The sequence below is a fragment of the Brevibacillus sp. MS2.2 genome (assembly GCF_013284345.1).
GTDB classification, from domain to species: domain Bacteria; phylum Bacillota; class Bacilli; order Brevibacillales; family Brevibacillaceae; genus Brevibacillus; species Brevibacillus brevis_C.
This window is the reverse complement of record NZ_JABSUZ010000005.1, coordinates 16,619-37,926: the sequence shown is the minus strand read 5'-3', so window position 1 is coordinate 37,926 and position 21,308 is coordinate 16,619. Positions and strand designations below refer to the sequence as shown.

General features: G+C 47.7%; 19 protein-coding genes. 17 read left to right on the top strand and 2 right to left on the bottom strand.

The features are described from left to right. Position 1 precedes the first annotated feature (1 nt). From HP568_RS05830 to HP568_RS05790, 9 genes are all read left to right on the top strand, one after another. Positions 2-1,567 carry an acyl-CoA carboxylase subunit beta gene (locus tag HP568_RS05830; RefSeq protein WP_048032820.1) on the top strand — a complete coding sequence of 522 codons (1,566 nt, stop codon included), beginning with the start codon at positions 2-4 and terminating at the stop codon, positions 1,565-1,567. Positions 1,568-1,587: 20 nt separating this feature from the next. Next, a complete protein-coding gene (locus HP568_RS05825) occupies positions 1,588-2,037 on the top strand; it encodes an acetyl-CoA carboxylase biotin carboxyl carrier protein (RefSeq protein ID WP_048032821.1) in 450 nt (149 codons plus the stop codon). 14 nt (positions 2,038-2,051) lie between these two features. Then, a complete protein-coding gene (accC, locus tag HP568_RS05820) occupies positions 2,052-3,398 on the top strand; it encodes an acetyl-CoA carboxylase biotin carboxylase subunit (protein WP_173628590.1) in 1,347 nt (448 codons plus the stop codon). 432 nt (positions 3,399-3,830) lie between these two features. Further along, positions 3,831-4,610, top strand: a complete 780-nt coding sequence (locus HP568_RS05815) for a TrmB family transcriptional regulator (protein WP_173628589.1) — start codon at positions 3,831-3,833, stop codon at positions 4,608-4,610. Between the two features lie 83 nt (positions 4,611-4,693). Next, positions 4,694-5,173 carry an MFS transporter gene (locus tag HP568_RS05810; protein WP_173628588.1) on the top strand — a complete coding sequence of 160 codons (480 nt, stop codon included), beginning with the start codon at positions 4,694-4,696 and terminating at the stop codon, positions 5,171-5,173. Between the two features lie 400 nt (positions 5,174-5,573). After that, positions 5,574-5,909 carry a hypothetical protein gene (locus HP568_RS05805; protein WP_048032826.1) on the top strand — a complete coding sequence of 112 codons (336 nt, stop codon included), beginning with the start codon at positions 5,574-5,576 and terminating at the stop codon, positions 5,907-5,909. 48 nt (positions 5,910-5,957) lie between these two features. After that, positions 5,958-6,767 (top strand): DUF4274 domain-containing protein, encoded by an 810-nt coding sequence (locus tag HP568_RS05800; RefSeq protein WP_173628587.1) that lies wholly within the window; start codon positions 5,958-5,960, stop codon positions 6,765-6,767. After that, positions 6,674-7,048, top strand: coding sequence for a hypothetical protein (locus HP568_RS05795; RefSeq protein ID WP_048032828.1), 375 nt, complete (start codon positions 6,674-6,676; stop codon positions 7,046-7,048). The genes HP568_RS05800 and HP568_RS05795 overlap by 94 nt, the downstream gene beginning before the upstream one ends. Positions 7,049-7,071: 23 nt before the next feature. Beyond that, entirely contained in the window at positions 7,072-8,268 is a 1,197-nt protein-coding gene (locus tag HP568_RS05790; RefSeq protein ID WP_082195921.1) for an MFS transporter, read from the top strand. Between the two features lie 13 nt (positions 8,269-8,281). Here the strand turns inward: HP568_RS05790 and HP568_RS05785 are convergent, their stop codons facing one another. Further along, positions 8,282-8,881 (bottom strand): TetR/AcrR family transcriptional regulator, encoded by a 600-nt coding sequence (locus HP568_RS05785; protein ID WP_173628586.1) that lies wholly within the window; start codon positions 8,879-8,881, stop codon positions 8,282-8,284. A 180-nt stretch (positions 8,882-9,061) separates the two neighbouring features. Here HP568_RS05785 and cyoE point away from each other — a divergent pair, with 180 nt between their 5' ends. The 5 genes from cyoE (at position 9,062) to HP568_RS05760 (ending at position 16,111) form a co-directional block, all read left to right on the top strand. Then, positions 9,062-9,979, top strand: coding sequence for a heme o synthase (gene cyoE, locus HP568_RS05780; protein WP_048032830.1), 918 nt, complete (start codon positions 9,062-9,064; stop codon positions 9,977-9,979). A 180-nt stretch (positions 9,980-10,159) separates the two neighbouring features. Then, positions 10,160-10,450 carry a heterocycloanthracin/sonorensin family bacteriocin gene (locus HP568_RS30205; protein ID WP_082195922.1) on the top strand — a complete coding sequence of 97 codons (291 nt, stop codon included), beginning with the start codon at positions 10,160-10,162 and terminating at the stop codon, positions 10,448-10,450. A 150-nt stretch (positions 10,451-10,600) separates the two neighbouring features. After that, positions 10,601-12,544, top strand: a complete 1,944-nt coding sequence (locus tag HP568_RS05770) for a putative thiazole-containing bacteriocin maturation protein (protein ID WP_173628585.1) — start codon at positions 10,601-10,603, stop codon at positions 12,542-12,544. Beyond that, on the top strand, positions 12,541-14,481 hold the full coding sequence (locus HP568_RS05765; protein ID WP_173628584.1) for a TOMM precursor leader peptide-binding protein: 1,941 nt from the start codon (positions 12,541-12,543) through the stop codon (positions 14,479-14,481). The genes HP568_RS05770 and HP568_RS05765 overlap by 4 nt, the downstream gene beginning before the upstream one ends. A gap of 22 nt (positions 14,482-14,503) precedes the next feature. Next, the gene (locus tag HP568_RS05760; protein WP_173628583.1) at positions 14,504-16,111 is read left to right on the top strand and encodes a SagB family peptide dehydrogenase; all 1,608 of its coding nucleotides are present in this window, start codon (positions 14,504-14,506) and stop codon (positions 16,109-16,111) included. A gap of 40 nt (positions 16,112-16,151) precedes the next feature. Here the strand turns inward: HP568_RS05760 and HP568_RS05755 are convergent, their stop codons facing one another. Beyond that, positions 16,152-17,897, bottom strand: coding sequence for a cysteine desulfurase-like protein (locus tag HP568_RS05755; protein WP_173628582.1), 1,746 nt, complete (start codon positions 17,895-17,897; stop codon positions 16,152-16,154). Positions 17,898-18,174: 277 nt separating this feature from the next. Between HP568_RS05755 and HP568_RS05750 the strand changes: the two genes are divergently transcribed. The 3 genes from HP568_RS05750 (at position 18,175) to HP568_RS05740 (ending at position 21,251) form a co-directional block, all read left to right on the top strand. Next, positions 18,175-18,687, top strand: coding sequence for a GNAT family N-acetyltransferase (locus tag HP568_RS05750; protein ID WP_173628581.1), 513 nt, complete (start codon positions 18,175-18,177; stop codon positions 18,685-18,687). Between the two features lie 283 nt (positions 18,688-18,970). Continuing rightward, positions 18,971-19,582 carry a DedA family protein gene (locus HP568_RS05745; protein ID WP_048032835.1) on the top strand — a complete coding sequence of 204 codons (612 nt, stop codon included), beginning with the start codon at positions 18,971-18,973 and terminating at the stop codon, positions 19,580-19,582. Between the two features lie 184 nt (positions 19,583-19,766). Then, positions 19,767-21,251 carry an amidohydrolase family protein gene (locus HP568_RS05740; RefSeq protein ID WP_173628580.1) on the top strand — a complete coding sequence of 495 codons (1,485 nt, stop codon included), beginning with the start codon at positions 19,767-19,769 and terminating at the stop codon, positions 21,249-21,251. Positions 21,252-21,308 lie beyond the last annotated feature (57 nt).

The window sequence follows — 21,308 nt, the reverse complement described above, 5'->3', positions numbered from 1 at the left end:
GATGGTGGCCCTTATGAGTAACAATATGTACGAAAAAATTGATGAATTGATGGAACGTAAATATAAAATCCAGCTTGGTGGCGGAGATGCTCGTATCGATGCTCAGCATAACCGCGGCAAGTTGACTGCCCGCGAGCGGATCGAGCTTCTGCTTGACCCAGACACCTTTATGGAGCTGAACCCGTTTGTTGAGCATCGTGCTACACATTTTGGTCTCGACCAGATGGAGGCACCGGGCGAAGGCGTCGTGACAGGCTACGGAAAAATCAACGGTCGTCCTGTCTATTTGTTCGCGCAGGATTTCACGGTATTTGGCGGTGCTCTGGGTGAGATGCACGCGATGAAAATTGCCAAGGTGATGGATTTGGCAGCGAAAAACGGCGCCCCCTTTATCGGTCTGAACGACTCAGGAGGCGCACGCATCCAAGAAGGGGTAAGCTCGCTGGATGGCTATGGCACGATTTTTTACCGTAATGCTATTTACTCCGGTGTGATTCCGCAAATCTCTGTCATCCTCGGTCCGTGTGCAGGAGGAGCGGTATACTCTCCAGCGATTACGGATTTCGTGTTCATGGTAGAGAAGACGAGTCAAATGTTCATCACAGGGCCAAAAGTGATCGAAACCGTTACAGGTGAAAAAATTTCCGCAGAGGATCTAGGGGGAGCCAAAGTCCATTCGACGGTGAGCGGCAATGCCCATTTTACGGCAGAGACCGAACAGGAAGTATTGGAAGGTGTGCGCAGGCTACTCAGCTTCCTGCCACAAAACAATCGCGATCGCGCACCTGTGATAAAAGCAGAGGAGAATAATGGTTGGCAAGAGGAGCTCCTGGAGCTGGTACCTGCTGAAAGCACCAAAGTATACGATGTACGTAAGGTCATCGAAAAAATCGTGGATCACGGTGATTTTATGGAAGTACAGCCGAACTTTGCCCGCAATATCGTTATCGGTCTGGCGCGTATCGATGGACACAGTGTCGGCATTATCGCCAACCAGCCGAAGGTCATGGCAGGCGGACTGGACATCCATTCATCGGATAAGCTGGCACGGTTCATTCGTTTTTGCGACTGCTTCAACATTCCGCTCTTGACCTTTGAAGATGTCTCTGGCTTTTTCCCGGGAATCAATCAGGAGCACGGCGGGATTATCCGTCACGGTGCGAAAATCTTGTATGCCTACTCCGAAGCAACGGTTCCCAAAATCACCGTGATTCTGCGCAAAGCTTACGGAGGCGCTTATGTGGCCCTCAACTCCAAGTCCATTGGAGCAGATGTCGTATATGCTTGGCCGAATGCAGAGATCGCCGTCATGGGTCCCGAGGGGGCAGCCAACGTCATTTTTGCAAAAGAAATCGAACAAAGTGAGGACCCGGCTGCGACTCGCGCAGAGAAAATTGCCCTCTACCGTGAAAAGTTCGCCAATCCATATGTCGCGGCAAGTCTCGGAATGGTAGATGATGTCATCGATCCGCGTGAAACCCGCCAAAAGGTGGCGCAAGCCTTGGAAATGCTTAGAAACAAGCAGGAAGACCGTCCGTACAAAAAGCACGGGAACATCCCACTTTAGAAAGGAGCTCTGATTGTGCTATGAAGCTGCATGAACTGCGTGAATTCATCAAGCTGGTGAATCAGTCTTCCATTGAGGAGCTGGAATGGGAGAAGGGCAAGACCCGCATCGTGATCAAGAAAAGCGCACCAGTCGAAGTCGTGGCTGGGAATGTGCCTGTACAGGTGGGAGAAGTGGAGCATGGTTATCAGGAGGCAGCCGCCACTGCTGAGTCCGTCGATGTCGTTGCTGAGGTACCTAAGGAAGTGACACAACAGGTCATGTCTTTAGGAGTAGGTCTGTTCTATGCGGAAGTGACAATAGGGCAGACTGTTAAAGCTGGCGAAAAGGTTGGACGATGCACGGCTGATGCTCTTCAGCTATCTGTCGACATTACGACTCCCGTTAGCGGCATTATCACGGAAATTCTCGTCGTGGATGGTCAATTTGTCGATTACGGAAAAGCATTGCTCGTTGTCAAAACTCAGTAGGAAGGAGTGCGCCTATGTTTACGAAAGTATTGATTGCCAATCGCGGCGAAATCGCTGTCCGCATTATTCGCGCGTGTCAGGAACTAGGGATACGTACAATCGCTGTCTTTTCTGAGGTGGATCGGGAAGCATTGCACGTAGAATTGGCGGATGAAGCGTATTGCATCGGACCTACGGCGTCCAAGGACAGCTATTTGAACATGGCACGGATTATGACGGTCGCTCTTCACACCAAGGCAGACGCTATCCACCCGGGTTATGGCTTCTTGGCGGAAAACGCTTCGTTTGCCCAGCTTTGCCAAGATTGCTCGATTACCTTTATCGGTCCCGATCCCGAAGCGATCACCAAAATGGGTGACAAAGCCGTAGCAAAAGCAACGATGAGTCAAGCGAATGTTCCATTAGTTCCGGGCACAGACGGCTTGATTGAAGACATAGATGAAGCCTTGCAGGTGGCGGAGAAAATTGGCTATCCTGTCATCGTAAAAGCAACGGCTGGAGGCGGCGGCAGAGGGATGCGTGTCGCTTTTGATGCCGATGAGTTATCCAAGGCGATTCGGCAAGCCCAGAAAGAAGCGGAGACGGCATTCGGTAACGCCGGCGTCTACTTGGAAAAATACGTGGAAGAGCCGCGGCATGTGGAGATTCAAATCATGGGCGACAAGCACGGCAACGCTGTGTACTTGGGAGAGCGGGATTGCTCCATTCAGCGTCGTCATCAAAAGCTGGTAGAGGAAGCGCCATCTCCTGCGCTAGACCAAAGTCTGCGTGAGCAAATGGGGCAAGCCGCGGTAGCGGCAGCCAAAGCGGTTTCGTACCACGGAGCAGGTACAGTTGAATTTTTGCTAGACAAGCATGGCCAATTTTACTTCATGGAAATGAATACACGGATTCAGGTAGAGCATCCCGTGACAGAAATGATTACAGGGATTGACTTGATCAAAGAACAAATATCTGTCGCAGCGGGCAATCCGTTATCTTTCTCACAAGAAGACGTGAAAATCAACGGATGGGCAATCGAGTGCCGAATCAACGCAGAGAATCCTGCGAAAAACTTTATGCCATCACCAGGCAAGGTTATCAATTACTTGCCGCCTGGCGGTTACGGTGTGCGCGTGGACAGTGCGGTTTATCCCGGCTACGAAATCTCTCCCTTTTATGATTCGATGGTTGCCAAGCTGATCGTTTGGGGAACAGATCGCAACGAAGCATTGGCTCGCATGAAGCGGGCGCTAGGTGAGTTTGTCATCGAAGGCGTGCATACGACGGTTCCCTTCCATGAGAAGCTGCTGGAGCACCCTGACTTTGTCGCAGGGAATTTCGCTACGAATTTTCTGGAGAAAAATACGCTGGAATTGTAACGAGCATGAAAGAACTGTAACAGAAACCGCTCTTTTGTTACAGTTCTTTTTTCATTTACCCGAAATAGACTGCAAACAAGTCTTCTGCGACCAGCGCTGGTTCCTCCCACTCCAAAAAGTGTCCTCCACATTCAAGCTGAACCCAACGAAGATAGAATGGAAAACAGAATAAGCCTCCTTCGCAGCTTTTTATGTTTCTTTGAAAGTGATCAGGAGACTGCTGCCAAAATGGATAGAGAACGATGAAGGAGGAAGGTATGGCTTACTGGATCTTGATTGCGGAGGATGACCCATCAGAGTCGCTACTGCGGTTTTTTTGGAAATTTCAATCCGATTGAGTTGCAGAGGGTACTGGATTCATAGCAGTGTTGACTTTATATTAGAATGATAGTAGTGTTCGAATATACTACTAAATAGGAAGGAGGTAACAGCTTGATTGATGAGCTTCGAAAAATCGGATTGTCAGACCTGGAAGCCAGATGTTATTTGGTGCTTCACGAGGAACCCAAAATATCTGGATATGAAGTGGCCAAGAAAGTTTCCGTCTCTCGGACAAACGTATATGCTGCACTTCGAGCATTAACAGAAAAGGGCATGTGCCGCATGATCGAATCGGAGCCTGTTCTTTATGATGCAGTACCGATCGAGCAGTTGATTCGTTTGTTACAATCGGAATTTGATCAAACAACCCGCGTCCTTCAAGAACAGCTGAAATCCACTCCCAGAACGTCTCCTTCCTTTTATAATTGGCAAGGTGATAAAGCGATTGAAACAGCCATCAAACGTATCATCTCAAATGCAAACAAAAGCATTGTTGTCGATATTTGGTCTGAAGATGTTCATTGGGTTGAGGAACCACTGGTAGAAGCAGAAAAACAAGGGGTTGCTGTCACGCTAATATCCATTGGTGAATGCCATGCAAAGCTAAAAAATGTTGTCGTACATAAAAGGAGTGCGGAATGGAATCAAGTGCAATCCAGGAAGTTCTCTATTCTTTGCGATGCACATTCGGCATTGCTGGGCGGCTTTGGGCGTGGGATCAAGCCCACTATTCTGGAGACGGACCACCCGTCACTCATTGAATTGCTGCAAAATGCCTTCTACCATGACATTATCATGGGTCAGATCGAGAAGGATTTCAGCCAAGTGCTGGAAGAGAAATATGGGAGTGACTATGCACGTATTATCACCCCTTACAGGGAATACTTATAACGAGTATTTCCTCTTTTTTCAACAAAATTATAGTAGTATTCATTAATACCTCTGATAATCATTGGCAGGGAACTGACTTCCGTATGAACTACACCCATTTAGAAACGACAAGGACGCTGGACAGAAAACGATGGTGGGCACTGTTTGTTTTACTACTCGGAACGTTTATGGTTATCTTGGATTCTTTTATTGTGAATGTTGCCATTCCTACGATCCAGGAGCAGCTTCATGCGAGTACAACACAAATACAATTCATTGTGGCATCCTACGTACTGTCTTATGCCGTATTATTGATTGCCGGAGCTCGCTTAGGGGATTGGCAAGGAAGAAAAAGGATGTTCCTTGTAGGCATGGGGATATTTATTGTGGCTTCGACGTTGTGTGGGATTTCAATGAGTGGGGACTTCCTCATTTTTTCACGCGTAATCCAGGGAATTGGGGCAGCGATATTGATACCTCAGGTGTTGTCGATTATTCAGGTGATTTTTCCGCCTGAGGAGAGAGGAAAGGCTATAGGCTTTTATGGCGCTGTTTGGGACAAGGATTCGTTGGGGCCCCGCTGATGGGGACGATTATGCCAGGTGTACCGAAAGAGCACCTAGGTTCAGCCTCTGGTATTTTAAGCACCTTTATGCAGACAGCCAATCCCTAGAGGGTTGGCTGTTTGTTATGGAGGAGCCTCTCTTCTACGATTTCAACTCGTCAAGAAAGCTTCTTGCGCTGACCACTGAAGGTGTGCAGGCTTGTGAGGCTGAACTTTGACTTGCATCTATGCTGCATGTGCGGCAGGATGGAAGTAGTTGGTTGGAAGGAAATGTAGCGAGAAGTGACATCTTGTTTTTGCAAAGTTCTTGCTTGGGTTGGGGAAAGAAGTGACTGTGCAGCATTCACAGGAAATAATGGACGGCATAAAACCGTATTTGGCAGAACGGATACACATTTACTTGCAATGAGGAGGTAACTATGGCATTACCCAAAAAAGGAACGCGGGGGATAACGGTAGGAGAGCAGCGATATCGGTGGGTCATTAGTCCAGCAGCGAAGGGTCTGCTCGCATTGACGATCCAGCACAATGAAGGGATAGGTCAATTGATTCGCGTGTATGTAAAATCAGATGTGAATGACTTTTGGGCGGAGTTTCCACTTGTGCAGCATTTGGATATGAGAGTGATAAAGCCAGCTGACGTTGCGGCCATCATTGAAGAGGCGATCAAGCTGGGATGGCAGCCTGACAAAAAGGGGACGCCTTTGAGCTTTGACTTCATCGGTAGTACGCTCGTCCAAAAAGGGGATACATAGGAATACCGGAACGGAAATTGTCTAGATAAGCAGAGGAGAAGAAGTCGGATGGAATGGGTAAATGTCAGTAAGACAAAGGATCTAGAGATCGTGCGAGCAGCAGTGGATCAATTAGATATCAACGAACGGGATCAACGCGGGCGAACACCGTTGATGCTTTTTATCACAAATCGAATGCCGCCAGAAGCGATTCAGATGCTTTTGGATAAAGGCGCAGAGCTGGAGGCGGAAGACAAGCTGGGCGATACAGCGTTGAAAAAAGCCGTCAAATTCAAGCAGGTCGAAGCCGTAAAACGACTGCTACAACAGGGAGCCGAGCTTGACTCTCAGCATGGCATTTTGGCCACTGCCTGGAATGCGGCCAGGAACGACAAAGCGATTGCAGACCTGCTGCTCGAAACGAAAGGCGCAGTACGTTTAACACTGTCTACTGAGGAAGAGGAAACGGTAGACGATATTTTATATGAGGAATCTGAGCAGAAGCGGTGCCAAAAAATAAAACTGCTTGATTCATCTGTCCTCCTTCATGCTGTAGTGAATGGCTACAACTGGGATAACGGACCGGAGGCGATGATTGCGGCCTTTGAGAACCCTGCCTGTGCAACGATCACTCTTATGGATATGTATGAATGGATGGATGCCGACTATTGGCTGGAAATGGATGAGGAGGAAATCGCGGAATCGGAGGAACGAAAACGCTGGAGAATGCTCGCCATCCAATTAAAAGAGAAACTGGCAGATGAATGGGATAGGGGTCGATCATCATGTGTCGATATGGGATGTATGGTCCGTATAAACAAATATACGCCTGTTTCCCTTGCCGAAAAGTGTTCAAGCAAACCTCCAAGTATGAGTTAACGGAGGAAGAGTGGAATAAGATCAAGCATAGCTGTCCGCAATGTGGGATTGGAATGAAGGATATGGGGCATGATTTCAAGGCTCCAAAGCAAACAGATGTGAAGCAGTGGAAAAAGGTTGAAATCCTCTATCAGCATGGGTTTACCTATCATTCCTGTGGCTGTGGTGGTCCAGGCTACCGACCAGCCCAATTAAATGAAGTGCACGAATTTCTCGAAAAGAACAAGCGGTTCAAAACAGAGGGAGAGAAATTGCTGAATAGACTCACTGTAAGAATGTAACAATGAGCAGGGGGCGGGGGATCGTGGCAACATTCTTTTTGATCATGATTTACTTGTCGTTTATCAGCTTGGGCCTTCCTGATTCGTTACTGGGGGCAGCTTGGCCAGTCATGCAAGAAGAATATGGCGCGGCATTTGGTGTGGCAGGTGTGATCAACATTGTGATTGCGTCTGGAACAATCGTATCTAGCTTGATGAGCGGTGCATTATTAAAACGTTTGGGGACAGGACAGATCACGCTGATTAGCTGTTTGATGACGGCGGCAGCCTTGCTCGGATTTTCTTTTGCCCCATCGATTATATGGTTGATGGTATTGGCATTACCTCTGGGACTAGGAGCGGGCTCTGTAGATGCAGCACTGAATCATTATGTTGCCACGCATTATCAAGCCCATCATATGAGCTGGCTGCATTGCTTCTGGGGGGTGGGTGCTACGCTCGGCCCCATTATTATGTCTGGCTTTATGCGAGATCATGATTTATGGCGGAATGGATACTTGACCATTTCGCTCATTCAATTTGCGTTAGTCGTACTTCTAGCGATTACACTTCCTTTGTGGAAACGGATGGAGAACATACAGAGACACGCTGTCAAAGAGTCACAGGTTCAGCCGTCTCATGGGCAGGTAGAGCAACCGTTACGGACAAAGGGCGTCAAGCTGACATTGCTGACCTTTCTCTTCTATTGTGGGGCTGAAGCCTCGGTGGGATTATGGGGGAGTAGCTTTTTGGTAAATGCGAAAGAGCTACCTGCGGCTGTGGCGGCAGTGTGGGTAGCTATGTATTACGGTGGCATTACGGTTGGGCGATTTATCACGGGCTTTGTTACCTTCAAAGTGAGCAACCGCGTCCTGATTCGCAGTGGACTTCTCGTATCGTTAGCTGGGGCAGCGCTGTTGATGTTGCCATTACCGACTTTTTGTTCGTTGATCGGTTTTCTATTACTTGGGTTAGGCTTTGCTCCGATTTATCCCTGTATGCTGCACGATACTCCTGAACGCTTTGGGAAAGAGCAAACGCAAAAGCTGATGGGCTATCAGATGGCAGTTGCGTACACGGGTGCCACACTACTGCCTCCGTTGCTAGGGTGGCTTGCTGCACAGACGACCGTTTCGATTTTACCGTTTTTTACAGCCTTCTACATTGTGTTCATGCTATATGGTTCTGAGAGAGTCAATCGAATCATGAAGCAACGGACTGCCCAGTCAGAAATGATCTAGCATGAGGGAATCGCTATTTTGACGATAGCATGTTTTGCAAAGCTTTTCCGTATAAAGACAGGGGTGCCTGGTCGCCGCTAATGTAATAGAAGATGCTCATGCCATTCTCAAGAGCAAGAATCGTCCATGCCATTTCATCCGCGGATAGAGTAGAGTCACTTTCTTTTGGCATCAATGTTTGTATGGCCTTGGAAAGATGCTGTACCGACTCGATGATCATGTTCGACCATCGCTTTCGAACAGACTCTTCACGCATGGCATAAAGCAAAAATTCCAGGTTCAGCATGGTCCACGTGCGATTTTGTTGCTGAACGGACATAAAATAGGCGTCCATGGCTTCGATAAAATGCGATAATGATGGCTGGCGATCAATTACATGATGGATATTGGACACATGTAATTGCATCTGACCTTCCAAAATAGCGAGAAAGAGATCTTCTTTGGACTGAAAATGAGCATAAACAGCTCCTTTGGTAAAACCCGCATGGTCTGCAATTTTATCAACGGAAGCTCCGTGGAAGCCTAACTGAGCAAAGGTCTCAATGGCTGCGTCAATGAGCAATTGCCGTGTTTCCTGTTTACGCTCTGCCTGGGTTAATCTGCGTCTGTTCATTCGTCCGCCTCCTTCTCTTGACAATCATACCATATAGAATTAACATTCCATATAGTATTTAAATCCTTAGTGGTATGTAAGATACAAATGGCAGTTTTGTAGGATTTAACCGTCTACTATGTCATGCTATTTTGGAGTACGATAGATATAGATCATCTAGTAAGAGGGGACAGTGTACGAATGCAGAGGGAAGAAAGCGTTGCAACGCGGAATCGGCCTATGTCCAATATTTTGGCGCAAACGGTTAAGACGGGGATTATCAAATCGAATCTGATTCCGATGTTTGCCGGATTAACATTGGCTTTATATACGTATCACTTCAGTCTAATAGATAAGCTGCCAGAAATCTTATTTGCTACAATCGGCTCTATTTTAATCATGGGTGCAGCGGGTGCCTTTAATAACGTGTATGATCGCGATATCGATTCGATCATGGAGCGGACGAAGAACAGACCTACGGTGACAGGGGATATATCAACGAAGACCGTTTTATGGCTCGCCTCCTTGATGACGATTTTTGGCTTGGTGGCTCTTGTCTTGGCAACACCGTTGGCTGCTATCATGGGTTTTCTCGGACTGTTTTTTTATGTCGTGCCTTATACGATGTGGACAAAAAGAAGGACGGTTTACAATACGGAGGTAGGAAGTATATCTGGCGCAATGCCGCCGCTCATCGGTTGGGCCGCCATTCACCCAGATATCACTCATCCTGCTATCCTTGGTCTCTTTATCATCATGGTCATCTGGCAAATGCCTCACTTTTATGCGATTGCGATTCGCAAGCATGATGAGTACAAGGCGGCTGGGGTTCCTATGTTGCCCGTCGTCAAAGGTGCAAGACGTACCTACATTCAAACAAATGTTTATTTGGTTATTTTGATTGCGAGCAGTTTTCTATTTTGGTCATTAAGTGCTGGTCTTACGTTTATGGCCCTGCTCCTGAATATTTTATGGCTGGTTCTGAGTGTTTTTGGATACCGGAAAATGGATTCACAGAAATGGTCGAAAACGATGTTTATATATTCACTGATTCATATGACGGTGCTGTTCTCGACGGTGATTATTTACTCGCTGATGGGCATTATCTTCAAATTGTAAATCAATGATCATCCAAGCTGCCTTCACTTTGAGGGCGGCTTCTTTTTTTGTCAGGGAACCTTGCCGCATAGCGGGTTTTTCTCATGTTCCACCAAAAATGGGCGCATGAACTGTGCACGAATACCCAACGTCACTTCATAAATCTAGAGTAGTTCCATGAAGTGGCGGAGGTGAAAATGAATGGATGAGTTCAAAAAAGAGCTGAAAAAATTGAAGGCTTCTGAAATAAAAGGAGATCGAATGCAGCGTTGGGACAAAGAAAAAATGAATGACGCGACGCTAGTTCGAAGTAGATGTGGCGGATGTGGTAGATGCCACAGATGTAGTTGTGGTCGTTGCAGTCGCTGCTCTTGCTTCTGTAGCTGTTCCTGCTCCTGCTCCTGCAGTTGCTCTTGCTCTTGCAGTTGCTCTTGCAGTTGCAGTTGCTCTTGCTTCTTCCCCTGCTTTATCGTGATTAATGACGATTTATAATCCATACGTAAATGAAGCCCCTGCCCCAAATTGTGTCTTGGCAGGGGCTTTGTTTTTCCAACTGGAATGTGAGACAAAGAGTGATACATAAAATAGTTGTGACATGTCTTGTCGCCAATTGGTTTATTTCACAACGTTAGGGGGAGGAGAATGGATAAGCTGAATCCTTCGATGCGCATAAAAGTGAAGCGGGATACAGTGTATATACCCGACTCAGATGGAAGCGTGTATTTTCGCAATAACATCGGGACTTTCCGGATGAAGGGCGACATGATCGATCGGTGGGTAGATCAGCTATTTCCCATGTTTAATGGTGTGCATACGTTGGAGCAATTGACTGACGATTTGCCGGAAGAATATCAGCAACAAATTTTCCAAGTGGCCGGTACACTTTTAGAAAATGGATTCCTTCAAGATGTGAGCCTGGAGAAACCACATGAATTATCACCAGAGGTCATGTCGAGGTATGCAGCGCAGATTGAATTTTTGGATCAGTTAGGTGGTTCAGGAGGGTATCGTTTTCAAAAATATCGAACGGAAAAAGTATTGGTGATCGGGGCAGGCTCTTTTCTCCTTTCTGCCATTCATGCATTGTTGGAATCGGGATGCGTGCAATTCCATTACGCCCTCACGAATGAGACTACGACCAATCGTGAGCGGCTAGAGACGATTTTAGAACATTCGCGTAGGAAAGACCCAGAAGTGAAGCTGGATGAACTCAAACCGACGTCATGGGAGGGTGCCGACTGGTCAGCGATCATCGAGCCATTCACTGGTATTTTGTACACGTCAGCAAACGTAAACAAGGGCGAAGTAAGTGTGATCCAGTGCGCGTGCAGAGAGCGGGAGAAGGTGTTTGTTCCGGCGTTATTTGTCCAGCAAAAAGGAATGGTAGGGCCGCTGATTCATCCACAGTCAGAGGCTTGCATTGAATCGGCTTGGCGTCGTTTACATCGACAGGCTTTGTGTGCGGACCCCGAGCAACATCCATATTCAATGACCGCAGCAGCCATGCTGGCGAACATCGCTGTTTTTGAATGGTTCAAATACGTATCAGGTGTCAATGAAGCAGAGGACCCAAACAAAATTTATTTGTTAAATCTGGAGACGTTGGAAGGAAGCTGGCAGTCCTACATGCCTCACCCAATGCAGAAAGAAGATAGGAGCATGGAGGTATTGGATGAGAAAGAGCTTGAATTACGGATATCCCAAGAGGCAGAACAGAAAGAAAGTCTATTGTCTCTGTTTCCGTCATGGACCTCCCCTGAGAACGGGATTTTTCACAATTGGGATGAGGGAGAGCTTACGCAGCTACCACTAACACAGTGTAGGGTGACAGCAGTCGATCCTGTAACAGATGGTCCCGCTGAGCTATTGCCAACAGTTGTATGCGCAGGATATACCCATGACGAGGCGCGTAGAGAAGCAGGATTGCTTGGGGCAGAGATGTATGCGGGAAGAATGGTGAACCACCTAAGCGCACAAAATTCAGCTTATCAAGCCGATCTAGAGAGCAATATCGGAATTGGAGCAGGGGAAACGGCAGCAGAAGGCTTATGTCGGGCGTTACAGCATTGTCTGACACTCACGTATGTGTCAGAAATGAAAGGACGACAACCAACGGCTAGACCTGTGCATGTGGACTCGATTGTGGATGAACAGTCTCAGTTTTATGTACGGTCATTCGCTACATTAGGTGAGAAGCTGACGATTGCAAAAGGTCATGAGGTGTGCGGATTTCCGGTGTATTGGGTGGAAACGCGCACGGGATGGTACGGGAGTATTGGCTTGCAGGAGCGAGAAGCATTGCGAAAAGCGCTGATGTATGCCTTACATCAGATTCAAACGCCAACCAATCACGTGTCCAAGTATGTACTGACAGCGCAATCAGTCGGCTTGACGGGTGAAGCCATCGAACTTGCACGCAGTAGCGTTCAGGAAGAATCGGAAAAAGAGGTCTGGAAACAAGCGGTTGAGATACTGGCGGGTCAAAACCTTTCTCCTCGAGTCATGAATGCCGCGATAGAACCTTTCCTGGAAGAAGGCCTTGGCGGTGTATTCGCCTTGCTGCTCTCGCGGGAGGTGCTTCAATGAACGTTGACATTCTTGTAGTTGGAGACGGAGTACTGGCGGAGCTGGTTTCAGAACATGTAAGCAAGGGCTATCGCGTGTGGCAGAGTGAAAACCTGGAGTCGGAGACAAGTAGAGCAAATTTGGCGCTCCTGTTGCACGATACGTATGATCCTGCTTTGCATGTACAGGCAGAAAAACATTTTCGCCAAGCAAATATTCCATGGCTGCGCGGCTTTGTTTCATTTGGGGAGGCCATCGTAGGTCCGTTGGTTCGTCCAGATCAAACAGGGTGCTCCCAGTGTGCAGATATGCGGCGCTTGATGGCAGGACGCGATCGCAAAGAGATGTGGAAGGTACAACGGATGCTGAGGGAGAAAGGCGGCATACCCCGTGACCCATGGTCATCCCGCTCTGGGTTGTTACAAGTGGCATACCATGTCAGTGCGGAGGCTGAACGCATAGTAGAGGGCAGGCAAGCCCAGTTATCCGAGCATATCCAGTTTATTGATTTGCAAACATTGACCAGTACGCGCCACTTCTTTTTGCCCAATCCGTTATGTCCGGTATGCAGTCAACTGCCTGAGGATTCTGAAGAGCAGGCAAGAATACGCTTGAAGCCTATCGTTAAGCAAAGTCCGGACAGCTACCGGACAAAATCCATAGCCGATTTAAAACAAGCTCTCACCAACGAATATTTGGATTCCCGAACCGGGTTTTTGAATGGGAAAGTACGTGATCTTGTCTCTGTGTTCGCAGATGTAAGTGTCAATCTGCCGTTATTTTCTCATGACGAGGGTACGGCTGGCAGATCTGTTTCATACGTGGATAGTGAGATAACAGCGATTTTGGAAGGAATGGAAAGATATTGCGGGCTGATGCCGCGTGGCAAGAGGACGATGGTGCGTGACTGTTACGCAAACCTTGTGCAGAATGCCCTTGATCCGACAACGGCGGGAACCCATTCAGAAGAGCAGTATGCCCTGCCTGATTTTCCGTTTCAGCCGTTTGATCCCAAGCGAGAAATGAACTGGGTATGGGGCTATTCCTTTAAAGAAGAGCGACCCATTCTTGTACCTGAGCTCATGGCCTACTACAGTATGGGATTCGGGGAGGGAGTTGTATTTGAGACCTCCAATGGCTGTGCGTTAGGCGGCAGTTTGGAGGAGGCGATTTTTTACGGCATCCTCGAAGTGGTGGAGCGAGATGCTTTTTTGTTGACCTGGTATGCCAAATTGCCATTGCCACGCCTCGATCCCGCTACGGTCAATGATCGGGAATTGCTACTGTTGATCGATCGGATGCAGACCGTTACCAATTACGATCTGTACTTGTTCGATGCGACCATGGAAAATGGTATTCCCGCTGTATGGACGATTGCAAAAAACCGCGGAGAAAAAGGTTTGCACCTCGTTTGTGCAGCAGGAGCGCATCCAGACCCCATCCGTGCTGTAAAAAGCTCCATTTACGAAACGGCTGCCATGCTTATGACGTTGGCAGACAAGTACGAAGCGAACCGAGACAAATACTTGCGCATGCTCCATGATTCGTCCTTGGTGAAAAAGATGGACGATCATGCGATGCTTTACAGCTTGCCTGAAGCAGCGGAGCGCTTATCCTTTCTCATGGATGATTCACGTCCGATGGTCTCTTTCGCTGAACGCTTTCCTAGAAGAAACCAAAATCATGATCTAACAGACGATTTGCGGGAGTTGCTCAGTGTGTTCCAAAAGTTAGATCTCGATGTCATTGTGGTGGATCAAACAACACCAGAGGTAGGGCGCCACGGCTTATCTTGCGTGCGAGTATTGATTCCTGGCATGCTCCCGATGACTTTTGGCCATCATCTCACGCGAATAACGGGATTGAAAAGAGTATTGGAGGTCCCTGTGAAGCTGGGGTATGCGAAACAACCGCTGCGTGTAGACGAGTTGAATCCTTTTCCGCATCCGTTTCCATAACATACATCTGGGAGTGAGCCGGATGAGTCTCGAAAATTTCTTGTACCGCCTTCATTTTGATACAGAAAACGCCAGACCAAGTGATCTCGAGGTGGATTGGGGGGATGCGCCACTGACATACAAGCTGTACAGGGGGCTACCTGTCATTCCACTGCCAGAAGAAGTGCCTCTATCACTCGTAGATCAAACGGTTTCACAAGAGATGTCTCTTCCTCAATTGGGCGCTTGGTTATGGTATAGCTATGGCCTCACCCAAATCAGCCAATCGTTGTTAACCACGACTTCGGCAGATGCAGGATCTGAGTCGTTTTTGCCACTTGTAACGAATCGAAGACCGGTTGCATCTGGAGGGGCGCTCTATCCGAGTGAGCTGTACGTGTATTTGAAGCTGTCGAGTATTCCTCCGGGACTATACCACTACGATGTGGCCCATCACAGACTCGTACAATTGCGCGAAGGAAATTTTGATCACTTTCTAAGCCGAGCGCTTGGCGGCAGTTGTCCGGTACAGGATTGCTTTGGAGTTGCGTTCGTATCCATCTATTTTTGGAAGAACTTTTTTAAGTATGATGAGTTTTCCTATCGATTGCAGGGCCTTGATGCTGGTGTACTGCTTGGACAATTGCAGGAAATGGCAAACCAGTTCGATGTAACGACTGCGGTGTATTACCAGTTCCTGGATAGAGCGATAAATACACTGCTAGGATTGTCTGACGATCAAGAGAGTGTCTACGCGGTAGTTCCCTTATCGCTTCAAACAGAAGGGGAGAGGCATTCGCACTCATCGGCACAATGGACAGAGAGAGGAGAGGTGACGGCAAGCGAGCTAATCAGGGAACTGCCTGAGCAAAAGTACGTGCAAGTGATGCGCTCAAAAAGAATGAGAAAATATCCTGCGCTCCTGCAAATAAATCAAGCTGCCATGCAGGAATCTACCCATTCGTTTACACATTATTCGGATGAGTTAGAAAGCAAGTGGTCTCGTCGTTCCGATGAGCGAATCCTTCTCCCGCGTTTGCAGAAACCAAGCTATGATCTGGTGCAATATTGCCGGGAGCGTTTTTCACCGGAAATGGACTTTATCAGGAGGAAAACAGACAAGGATCAGGTAGCGCGTATCATGGAAATGACGATGAGTGCTCTGTTGTACGGCAATGATTTGGGAAAAAATCTGGAAGCAGCGTCGAGAAGGCTTTCTCTCTTTGTAAGCATTCATCAGGTAGAAGGAATACAAGATGGGGCATACGCTTACGATCCACTGGAGCACGCTCTTTATCCAATTGTCTATGGAGATTTACGAGCACGCCTTCAAGACGGAATGACTCTGGACAACGTGAATTTGTATCAAGTGCCGCTCTGCTTTCATGTGGTGGGTAATCGCGATCATTTGATTAATCAGCTAGGGTTTAGAGGGTATCGCATCCAACATTTGGAGGCGGGAATCGTCGTTCATCAATTGCTTTTGGCCGCGTTCACGTGTGGAATGGGGGGCCATCCGCTACTCGGATTTGACGTGGAAAATTGCGATGATCTATACAACCTAGAGACCGAAGAGAAAACCTGCTTGATCCAAATTCCGGTCGGGCACTATCGCCCTCGCGCCAGATTTCAGGGCGTGCTGCATGGATAAAAACGTGGAAGACCCGAGTCGCGTTGACCCGGGTCTTGTTTTATGCCCTTATCATGGCTTGGATACCTTGAATGAAACGGTCTATTTCCTCGTGGGTATTGTACGGTGCCAGCCCCGCCCGTATCCAGCCGCCGCTTTCATTGATTCCCAAACAATTGGCGAGTGTTGTCGCATAGAAGTCTCCGTCCGCAACGAATATGCTATGCTCCTCGCACAATCGCTCACATATTTCTTGGGGAGAAAACCCTTCGATCCGAAAAGCGATCGTCGGTGTCTTCGGTACATCTTCACCCGCTTGATAGAGTGTGACACCCTTCATTGCGCCTAGTTCTTTTCGCAGCTTTTCTGCCAGCCGATTTTCATAGGCTTCGATCACCTCGTAACCAGAGCGGATTCTTTCAGCGAAGCTATCACCGAAACCAAGCGACGCAACAAATTCGATAGCCGGTCTGATTCCTGCGATCCCTTCATGATTTTGGGTTCCGGTTTCTAGTTTATCTGGAAATGAAGAGGGGGCAGGAACCAATTTGTAAACATCGAGTGCTTCAAAAATTTCTTTGCGGATGACAGCGATTCCTACATGAGGGCCAAAAAACTTGTAGGCGGAACAGAGCAGGATATCGGCTCCGATCTCGTCACGATGGATAGAGAAGTGAGGGACCGCATGCACGGCGTCGACAGCGACAATGACTCCTTTTGCACGTGCTTTTTGGGAAATGGCAGCGAGGTCGTGGATCGTTCCGACAGCATTGGAAGCAAGTCCGACTGCCACAAGTCTGGTTCTGGAAGTCAGTAAGGTATCGAGCTCATCTAGGTGTAACGTAAGTGTCTCTTTATTCACCTTCAACCACCGAACGGTCATTCCGCGATCTGCGGCAACAGTCAGCCACGGGTCTACATTGGCACGGTGATCCATCTCGGAGACGATAATCTCATCTCCTTCTTTCCAATGTCGACCTAATGCTCGGGCAATCGCAAAGGTCAGCGTGGTCATATTCGCACCGAAGGCTACCTCCTGCGGCCCCACGTGGAATAGGTCTGCTACGGCTTGCTTGGCATTTGCAAGGATGGCTTCTGTCTCCTTGCTGGTTGGAAAGGAGCCGTGTAAATTCGCTCCACCGTTCGCCATATAGCGATAGATCGCGTCCATGGAGGATTTTACGACTTGCGAACCGCCTGGGCCATCCAAATAAACAACTGGTTTGCCTTTGTAAGTTCGTTGCAGCGCAGGGAATTGCTCCCGGACTTTTTCAATGGGGAAATGTCCCGATGCAACTTCTAATCGCCAATCATTGGAGCGCATAAAACTTCCAGGAGGGTATTCAAAGACGCATTCTGATTGCAGAGTGAAACCGAGCTTACGGCAAATGGCATTGGAGGCAGGGTTGTCCACGGAGGGATAGGCATGAATAAACTGGTGTCTTCGTTCTTGGTTGATGCGTGTGATGAGTGAGGCTAAAGCCACAGAGGCGATTCCTTTTCCTTGAAAGGGGGGCAGGACGCTCCAGCCTACTTCGTATACGTTTTCTCCTTGCCAGATACGATCCCAATAGCCAATGCTTCCGACAGGGGTGTGATCTGGCAGCAGTACGATGCTGAACATCTTGCTCGTTAGCTGTCCGTCCTTATTGACGTATCGTTCGTGCCGAGCAAGGAGCTGCTCCTCCGTCTCCGGGCCTCCAAGATGGTCCATCATGGCAGGTGCATTCAAAAGACGCAGCAAGGGAAGATCGTGATCCGCCCAGGGCTGAATGCGGACAAGCTCAGTGTTTAGCTTTGTGGACATGTTTTCACTCCTTACCAACTGGATTTTGTGGTGTCCATCATCATTTGTTATCTCTCATTATTCGGAAAAGATGCGGATTAATCAATATTCAATTCGTTCTGAAAAAAGGGGGTGGAAAATCATGCTATAATGGGAGTGCCCGAGTGATTCTTCCTATCGGAGTATTGAAAGAGTAGCTGAGGTGTAGGAATAGACCCTTTCTGAAAAAACATATGGAGAGTAAATCCAACGTAAAAATCGTCACCGACATAAAGGAAAGAGGAAGGGGTACCTGTCCATGAATGAAAAAAGCATTCATACACAACGGCTCAAATTGATTCCATTTACACATAGAATAGCAACGAATATTTTGCAAGAAAATTACGAAGAGTTATTGGATATGGGGTTTACATTAGGCAAAGGCTGGCCTGATGAGGATGCGATGGAAACGATACCCAAAATCATCAAAGCACTCGAACTCACAGGGGAATCGACAGGATTTGAATCGTGGATGATCATTACAAAGGATGGCATGAAGATTATCGGCGATGTAGGGTTCAAGGGAGTCCCAAATGCGGATGGAGAAGTGGACATCGGCTATGGAATTATTGAAGCCGAGCGAAAAAAAGGCTACGCGTATGAGGCGGCAGAAGGCCTAGCGAATTGGGCGTTGTTGCAGCCAGATGTGAAAAAGATTACGGCGAAGTGCTTGCTAGATAACATAGATTCCGCAAAAATATTGGTCAAAATGGGCTTTACAGAAATAAAGAGGGACGAAACATTGATTTACTGGTCTAGGCAGAAGGAATAGCACGCCAGAACAGAATCAGAGTGAAACACGAAAAAAAGGACGCACACATAGCCGTCCTTTTTTTCATGGAGAACATCAGTTGCTGGAATTTTCTATGGGAATGTATGGAAGGCTGTCCCAGTCACATTGAGTTCGAAAATGAAAATTTTCAGAGGAAAGGTAACCCAAGCCTTCCTTCTTTCGTATTGAAATAAAGGAAAAGATTATCGCTTTTGATTGAACTATGCAACGCGTGTCTCTATACTGGAGAGATAAGCATTGGTAAATAATTGTGAGGGATAGCATGCAGAACTGGATGACCCAAATTATTGAACAATATAGTTACTTCGGTATCTTGCTCATGATGGCACTGGAAAACATCTTTCCACCCATCCCTTCTGAGGTGATCTTGACCTTCGGTGGATTTATGACGACACAATCATCCTTAACGGTTATTGGTGTAATCGTGTCAGCGACAATTGGTTCGGTGATTGGGGCAATCATGCTCTATGGTATCGGTTATTACCTAGACGTCCAAAAAATAGAGAAGATCGTAGAGAGATGGGGGCATCTTCTGCGCATTAAAACGGCAGATATCCATAAAGCGAATGAATGGTTCGACCGATACGGGTATTGGACGATCTTTTTTTGCCGCATGATCCCATTAATCAGAAGTCTGATTTCCATTCCTGCTGGTATGACCAAAATGAATTTCCCACTGTTTTTGCTATTTACAACACTCGGTACGCTTATTTGGAACATCGTCCTAGTGATGGCTGGGCACTTATTGGGGGAATCGTGGGAAGAGATTCTGTACTATTTCGATCTATATTCCAATGTCGTTTATGTTGTACTGGCATTTGCGGGGATAACCTTTCTCTTTTTTTTCCTACGCAAGCGAAAAGCGGATGCCTAAAACCTTCAAACCATCTTTCCTTCAAGGGAAGGTGGTTTTTCCATTTGGAACCAACAGGTAAACATATTATAAAAAGTTGTAATTTTCTTGCAAATACAAAGTGTCGAAAGTGCGGTAAGGTGTAGGAAGGGGGAGTAGGTGACATGGGCACCGCCCTTATTCTTGAGTCTGGAGGAGATGCAACTTGATCGATTTGTTACTCGTAAACGGTGTAGTCATTACCATGGACAAAGACCGTCGGGTATTACAGGACGGGGCAGTCGCCATTGATAAAGGAAGAATTTTGGAGGTAGGCGACACTCAACTTCTAAAAGACAAGTATCCCGCGCAAAAGGTAGTCGACTGCGCGCATCATTGTATACTGCCAGGCTTCGTTGACGCACATGGTCATGGTGGACATTCGTTGTTCAAAACGATTGCGACAGATAATATCAACGACTGGATGCCAATCATGACCAACACTTACAAGCATTACGTGACAGACGATTTCTGGTACTACGAGGGAAAGCTGTCAGCACTGGAGCGACTTAAAGCTGGGATTACAACAGGTGTTAGCGTCCTGGGCTCGATGCCGCGCTCAGATGATCCGATCTTTGCCTTGAATCACGCCAAAGCATACAACGAGGTTGGTGTTCGCGAAATCGTGGCGACAGGTCCATGCAATCCACCGTGGCCGCATCCCTTCAGCCGTTGGGTCGATGGACAAAAAGTAACAAAGGAAGTCACCTATGAGCAAGTGCTCGCTGGGGCAGAAGCAGTGATCGAAGCCCTGAATCACGCGAATAACGATAAAACTAGAGCGTACATAACTCCGTTTGTCATCGTGACCTCTGTCAATCCGTCCTATCCGACACCAGCTGACCAATTGTTCGGCTTAACCGATTTCGACCGCTACCAAGCACGAAAAATCAGGGAGATTGCGAAAAAGTACGACACGCGCATCCATTCCGATGCTTTTGGAGGCATGATTCACCTCGCGATCCAAGACAAAGAGTACGCGCTGCTTGGTCCAGACGTACACTTGCAGCATTGTCGGGGAATTTCTTTTGACGAGGCGAAGATTTTGGCCGAAACAGGAACGAATGTGAGTGCTTCTCCTGGTTTTGGTCAAATCAATGCACGCACACCCATTACGGAACTGCTGGAGATGGGAGCGACCGTTGCGATCACGACAGACGGTACTTCGCCGATGACTCCTTTTGACATGTTCCAGGCCATGCGCAGAATGCAATTGCTGCAACAAGCGGCGCTGCGCGATTATTATTACCTCCCCCCGGGCAAGCTGCTGGAAATGGTAACGATCGATGCAGCTCGCTGTGTCGGCTGGGATGACGAGCTTGGGTCGCTTGAGGCAGGTAAAAAAGCGGATGTCATTACTGTAAATATGCATCAGGCCCACTTGAATCCGGAGAACATGCACGTCCATCGTGTCGTTTATCAGGCAGTCGGTGGAGATGTGAACCATGTCATAGTCGATGGTAAGCTGATTATGGACGAGCGCCGTGTTTTGACTGTGGATGAAAAGCAAATCCTCAAAGAAGCCAATGAAGAGGCAAATCGTACAATCGAGCGGGCAGGTCTGGAAATCTACATGCAGCCAAGCAAGTATTTCTGGGGGCATGCGCGCGCTTATTTGGATGAGAGAAGATTTGATCCGACGAAGTTGTAGGGGAAAAAAGAGTAGTGAAAGAAGACGATGTGTAATGCTGCACATAATACTTGGATA

What these genes read in the sequence shown, in the direction of transcription:
- HP568_RS30205 (WP_082195922.1), top strand. Translation starts at nt 10,160, where the DNA reads ATGGATGAGTTCAAAAAAGAGCTGAAAAAATTGAAGGCTTCTGAAATA.
- HP568_RS05760 (WP_173628583.1), top strand. Translation starts at nt 14,504, where the DNA reads ATGAGTCTCGAAAATTTCTTGTACCGCCTTCATTTTGATACAGAAAAC.
- HP568_RS05785 (WP_173628586.1), bottom strand. Translation starts at nt 8,881, where the DNA reads ATGAACAGACGCAGATTAACCCAGGCAGAGCGTAAACAGGAAACACGG.
- HP568_RS05765 (WP_173628584.1), top strand. Translation starts at nt 12,541, where the DNA reads ATGAACGTTGACATTCTTGTAGTTGGAGACGGAGTACTGGCGGAGCTG.
- HP568_RS05830 (WP_048032820.1), top strand. Translation starts at nt 2, where the DNA reads ATGGTGGCCCTTATGAGTAACAATATGTACGAAAAAATTGATGAATTG.
- HP568_RS05770 (WP_173628585.1), top strand. Translation starts at nt 10,601, where the DNA reads ATGGATAAGCTGAATCCTTCGATGCGCATAAAAGTGAAGCGGGATACA.
- HP568_RS05810 (WP_173628588.1), top strand. Translation starts at nt 4,694, where the DNA reads ATGAACTACACCCATTTAGAAACGACAAGGACGCTGGACAGAAAACGA.
- cyoE (WP_048032830.1), top strand. Translation starts at nt 9,062, where the DNA reads ATGCAGAGGGAAGAAAGCGTTGCAACGCGGAATCGGCCTATGTCCAAT.
- accC (WP_173628590.1), top strand. Translation starts at nt 2,052, where the DNA reads ATGTTTACGAAAGTATTGATTGCCAATCGCGGCGAAATCGCTGTCCGC.
- HP568_RS05805 (WP_048032826.1), top strand. Translation starts at nt 5,574, where the DNA reads ATGGCATTACCCAAAAAAGGAACGCGGGGGATAACGGTAGGAGAGCAG.
- HP568_RS05825 (WP_048032821.1), top strand. Translation starts at nt 1,588, where the DNA reads ATGAAGCTGCATGAACTGCGTGAATTCATCAAGCTGGTGAATCAGTCT.
- HP568_RS05755 (WP_173628582.1), bottom strand. Translation starts at nt 17,897, where the DNA reads ATGTCCACAAAGCTAAACACTGAGCTTGTCCGCATTCAGCCCTGGGCG.
- HP568_RS05800 (WP_173628587.1), top strand. Translation starts at nt 5,958, where the DNA reads ATGGAATGGGTAAATGTCAGTAAGACAAAGGATCTAGAGATCGTGCGA.
- HP568_RS05750 (WP_173628581.1), top strand. Translation starts at nt 18,175, where the DNA reads ATGAATGAAAAAAGCATTCATACACAACGGCTCAAATTGATTCCATTT.
- HP568_RS05745 (WP_048032835.1), top strand. Translation starts at nt 18,971, where the DNA reads ATGCAGAACTGGATGACCCAAATTATTGAACAATATAGTTACTTCGGT.
- HP568_RS05795 (WP_048032828.1), top strand. Translation starts at nt 6,674, where the DNA reads ATGTGTCGATATGGGATGTATGGTCCGTATAAACAAATATACGCCTGT.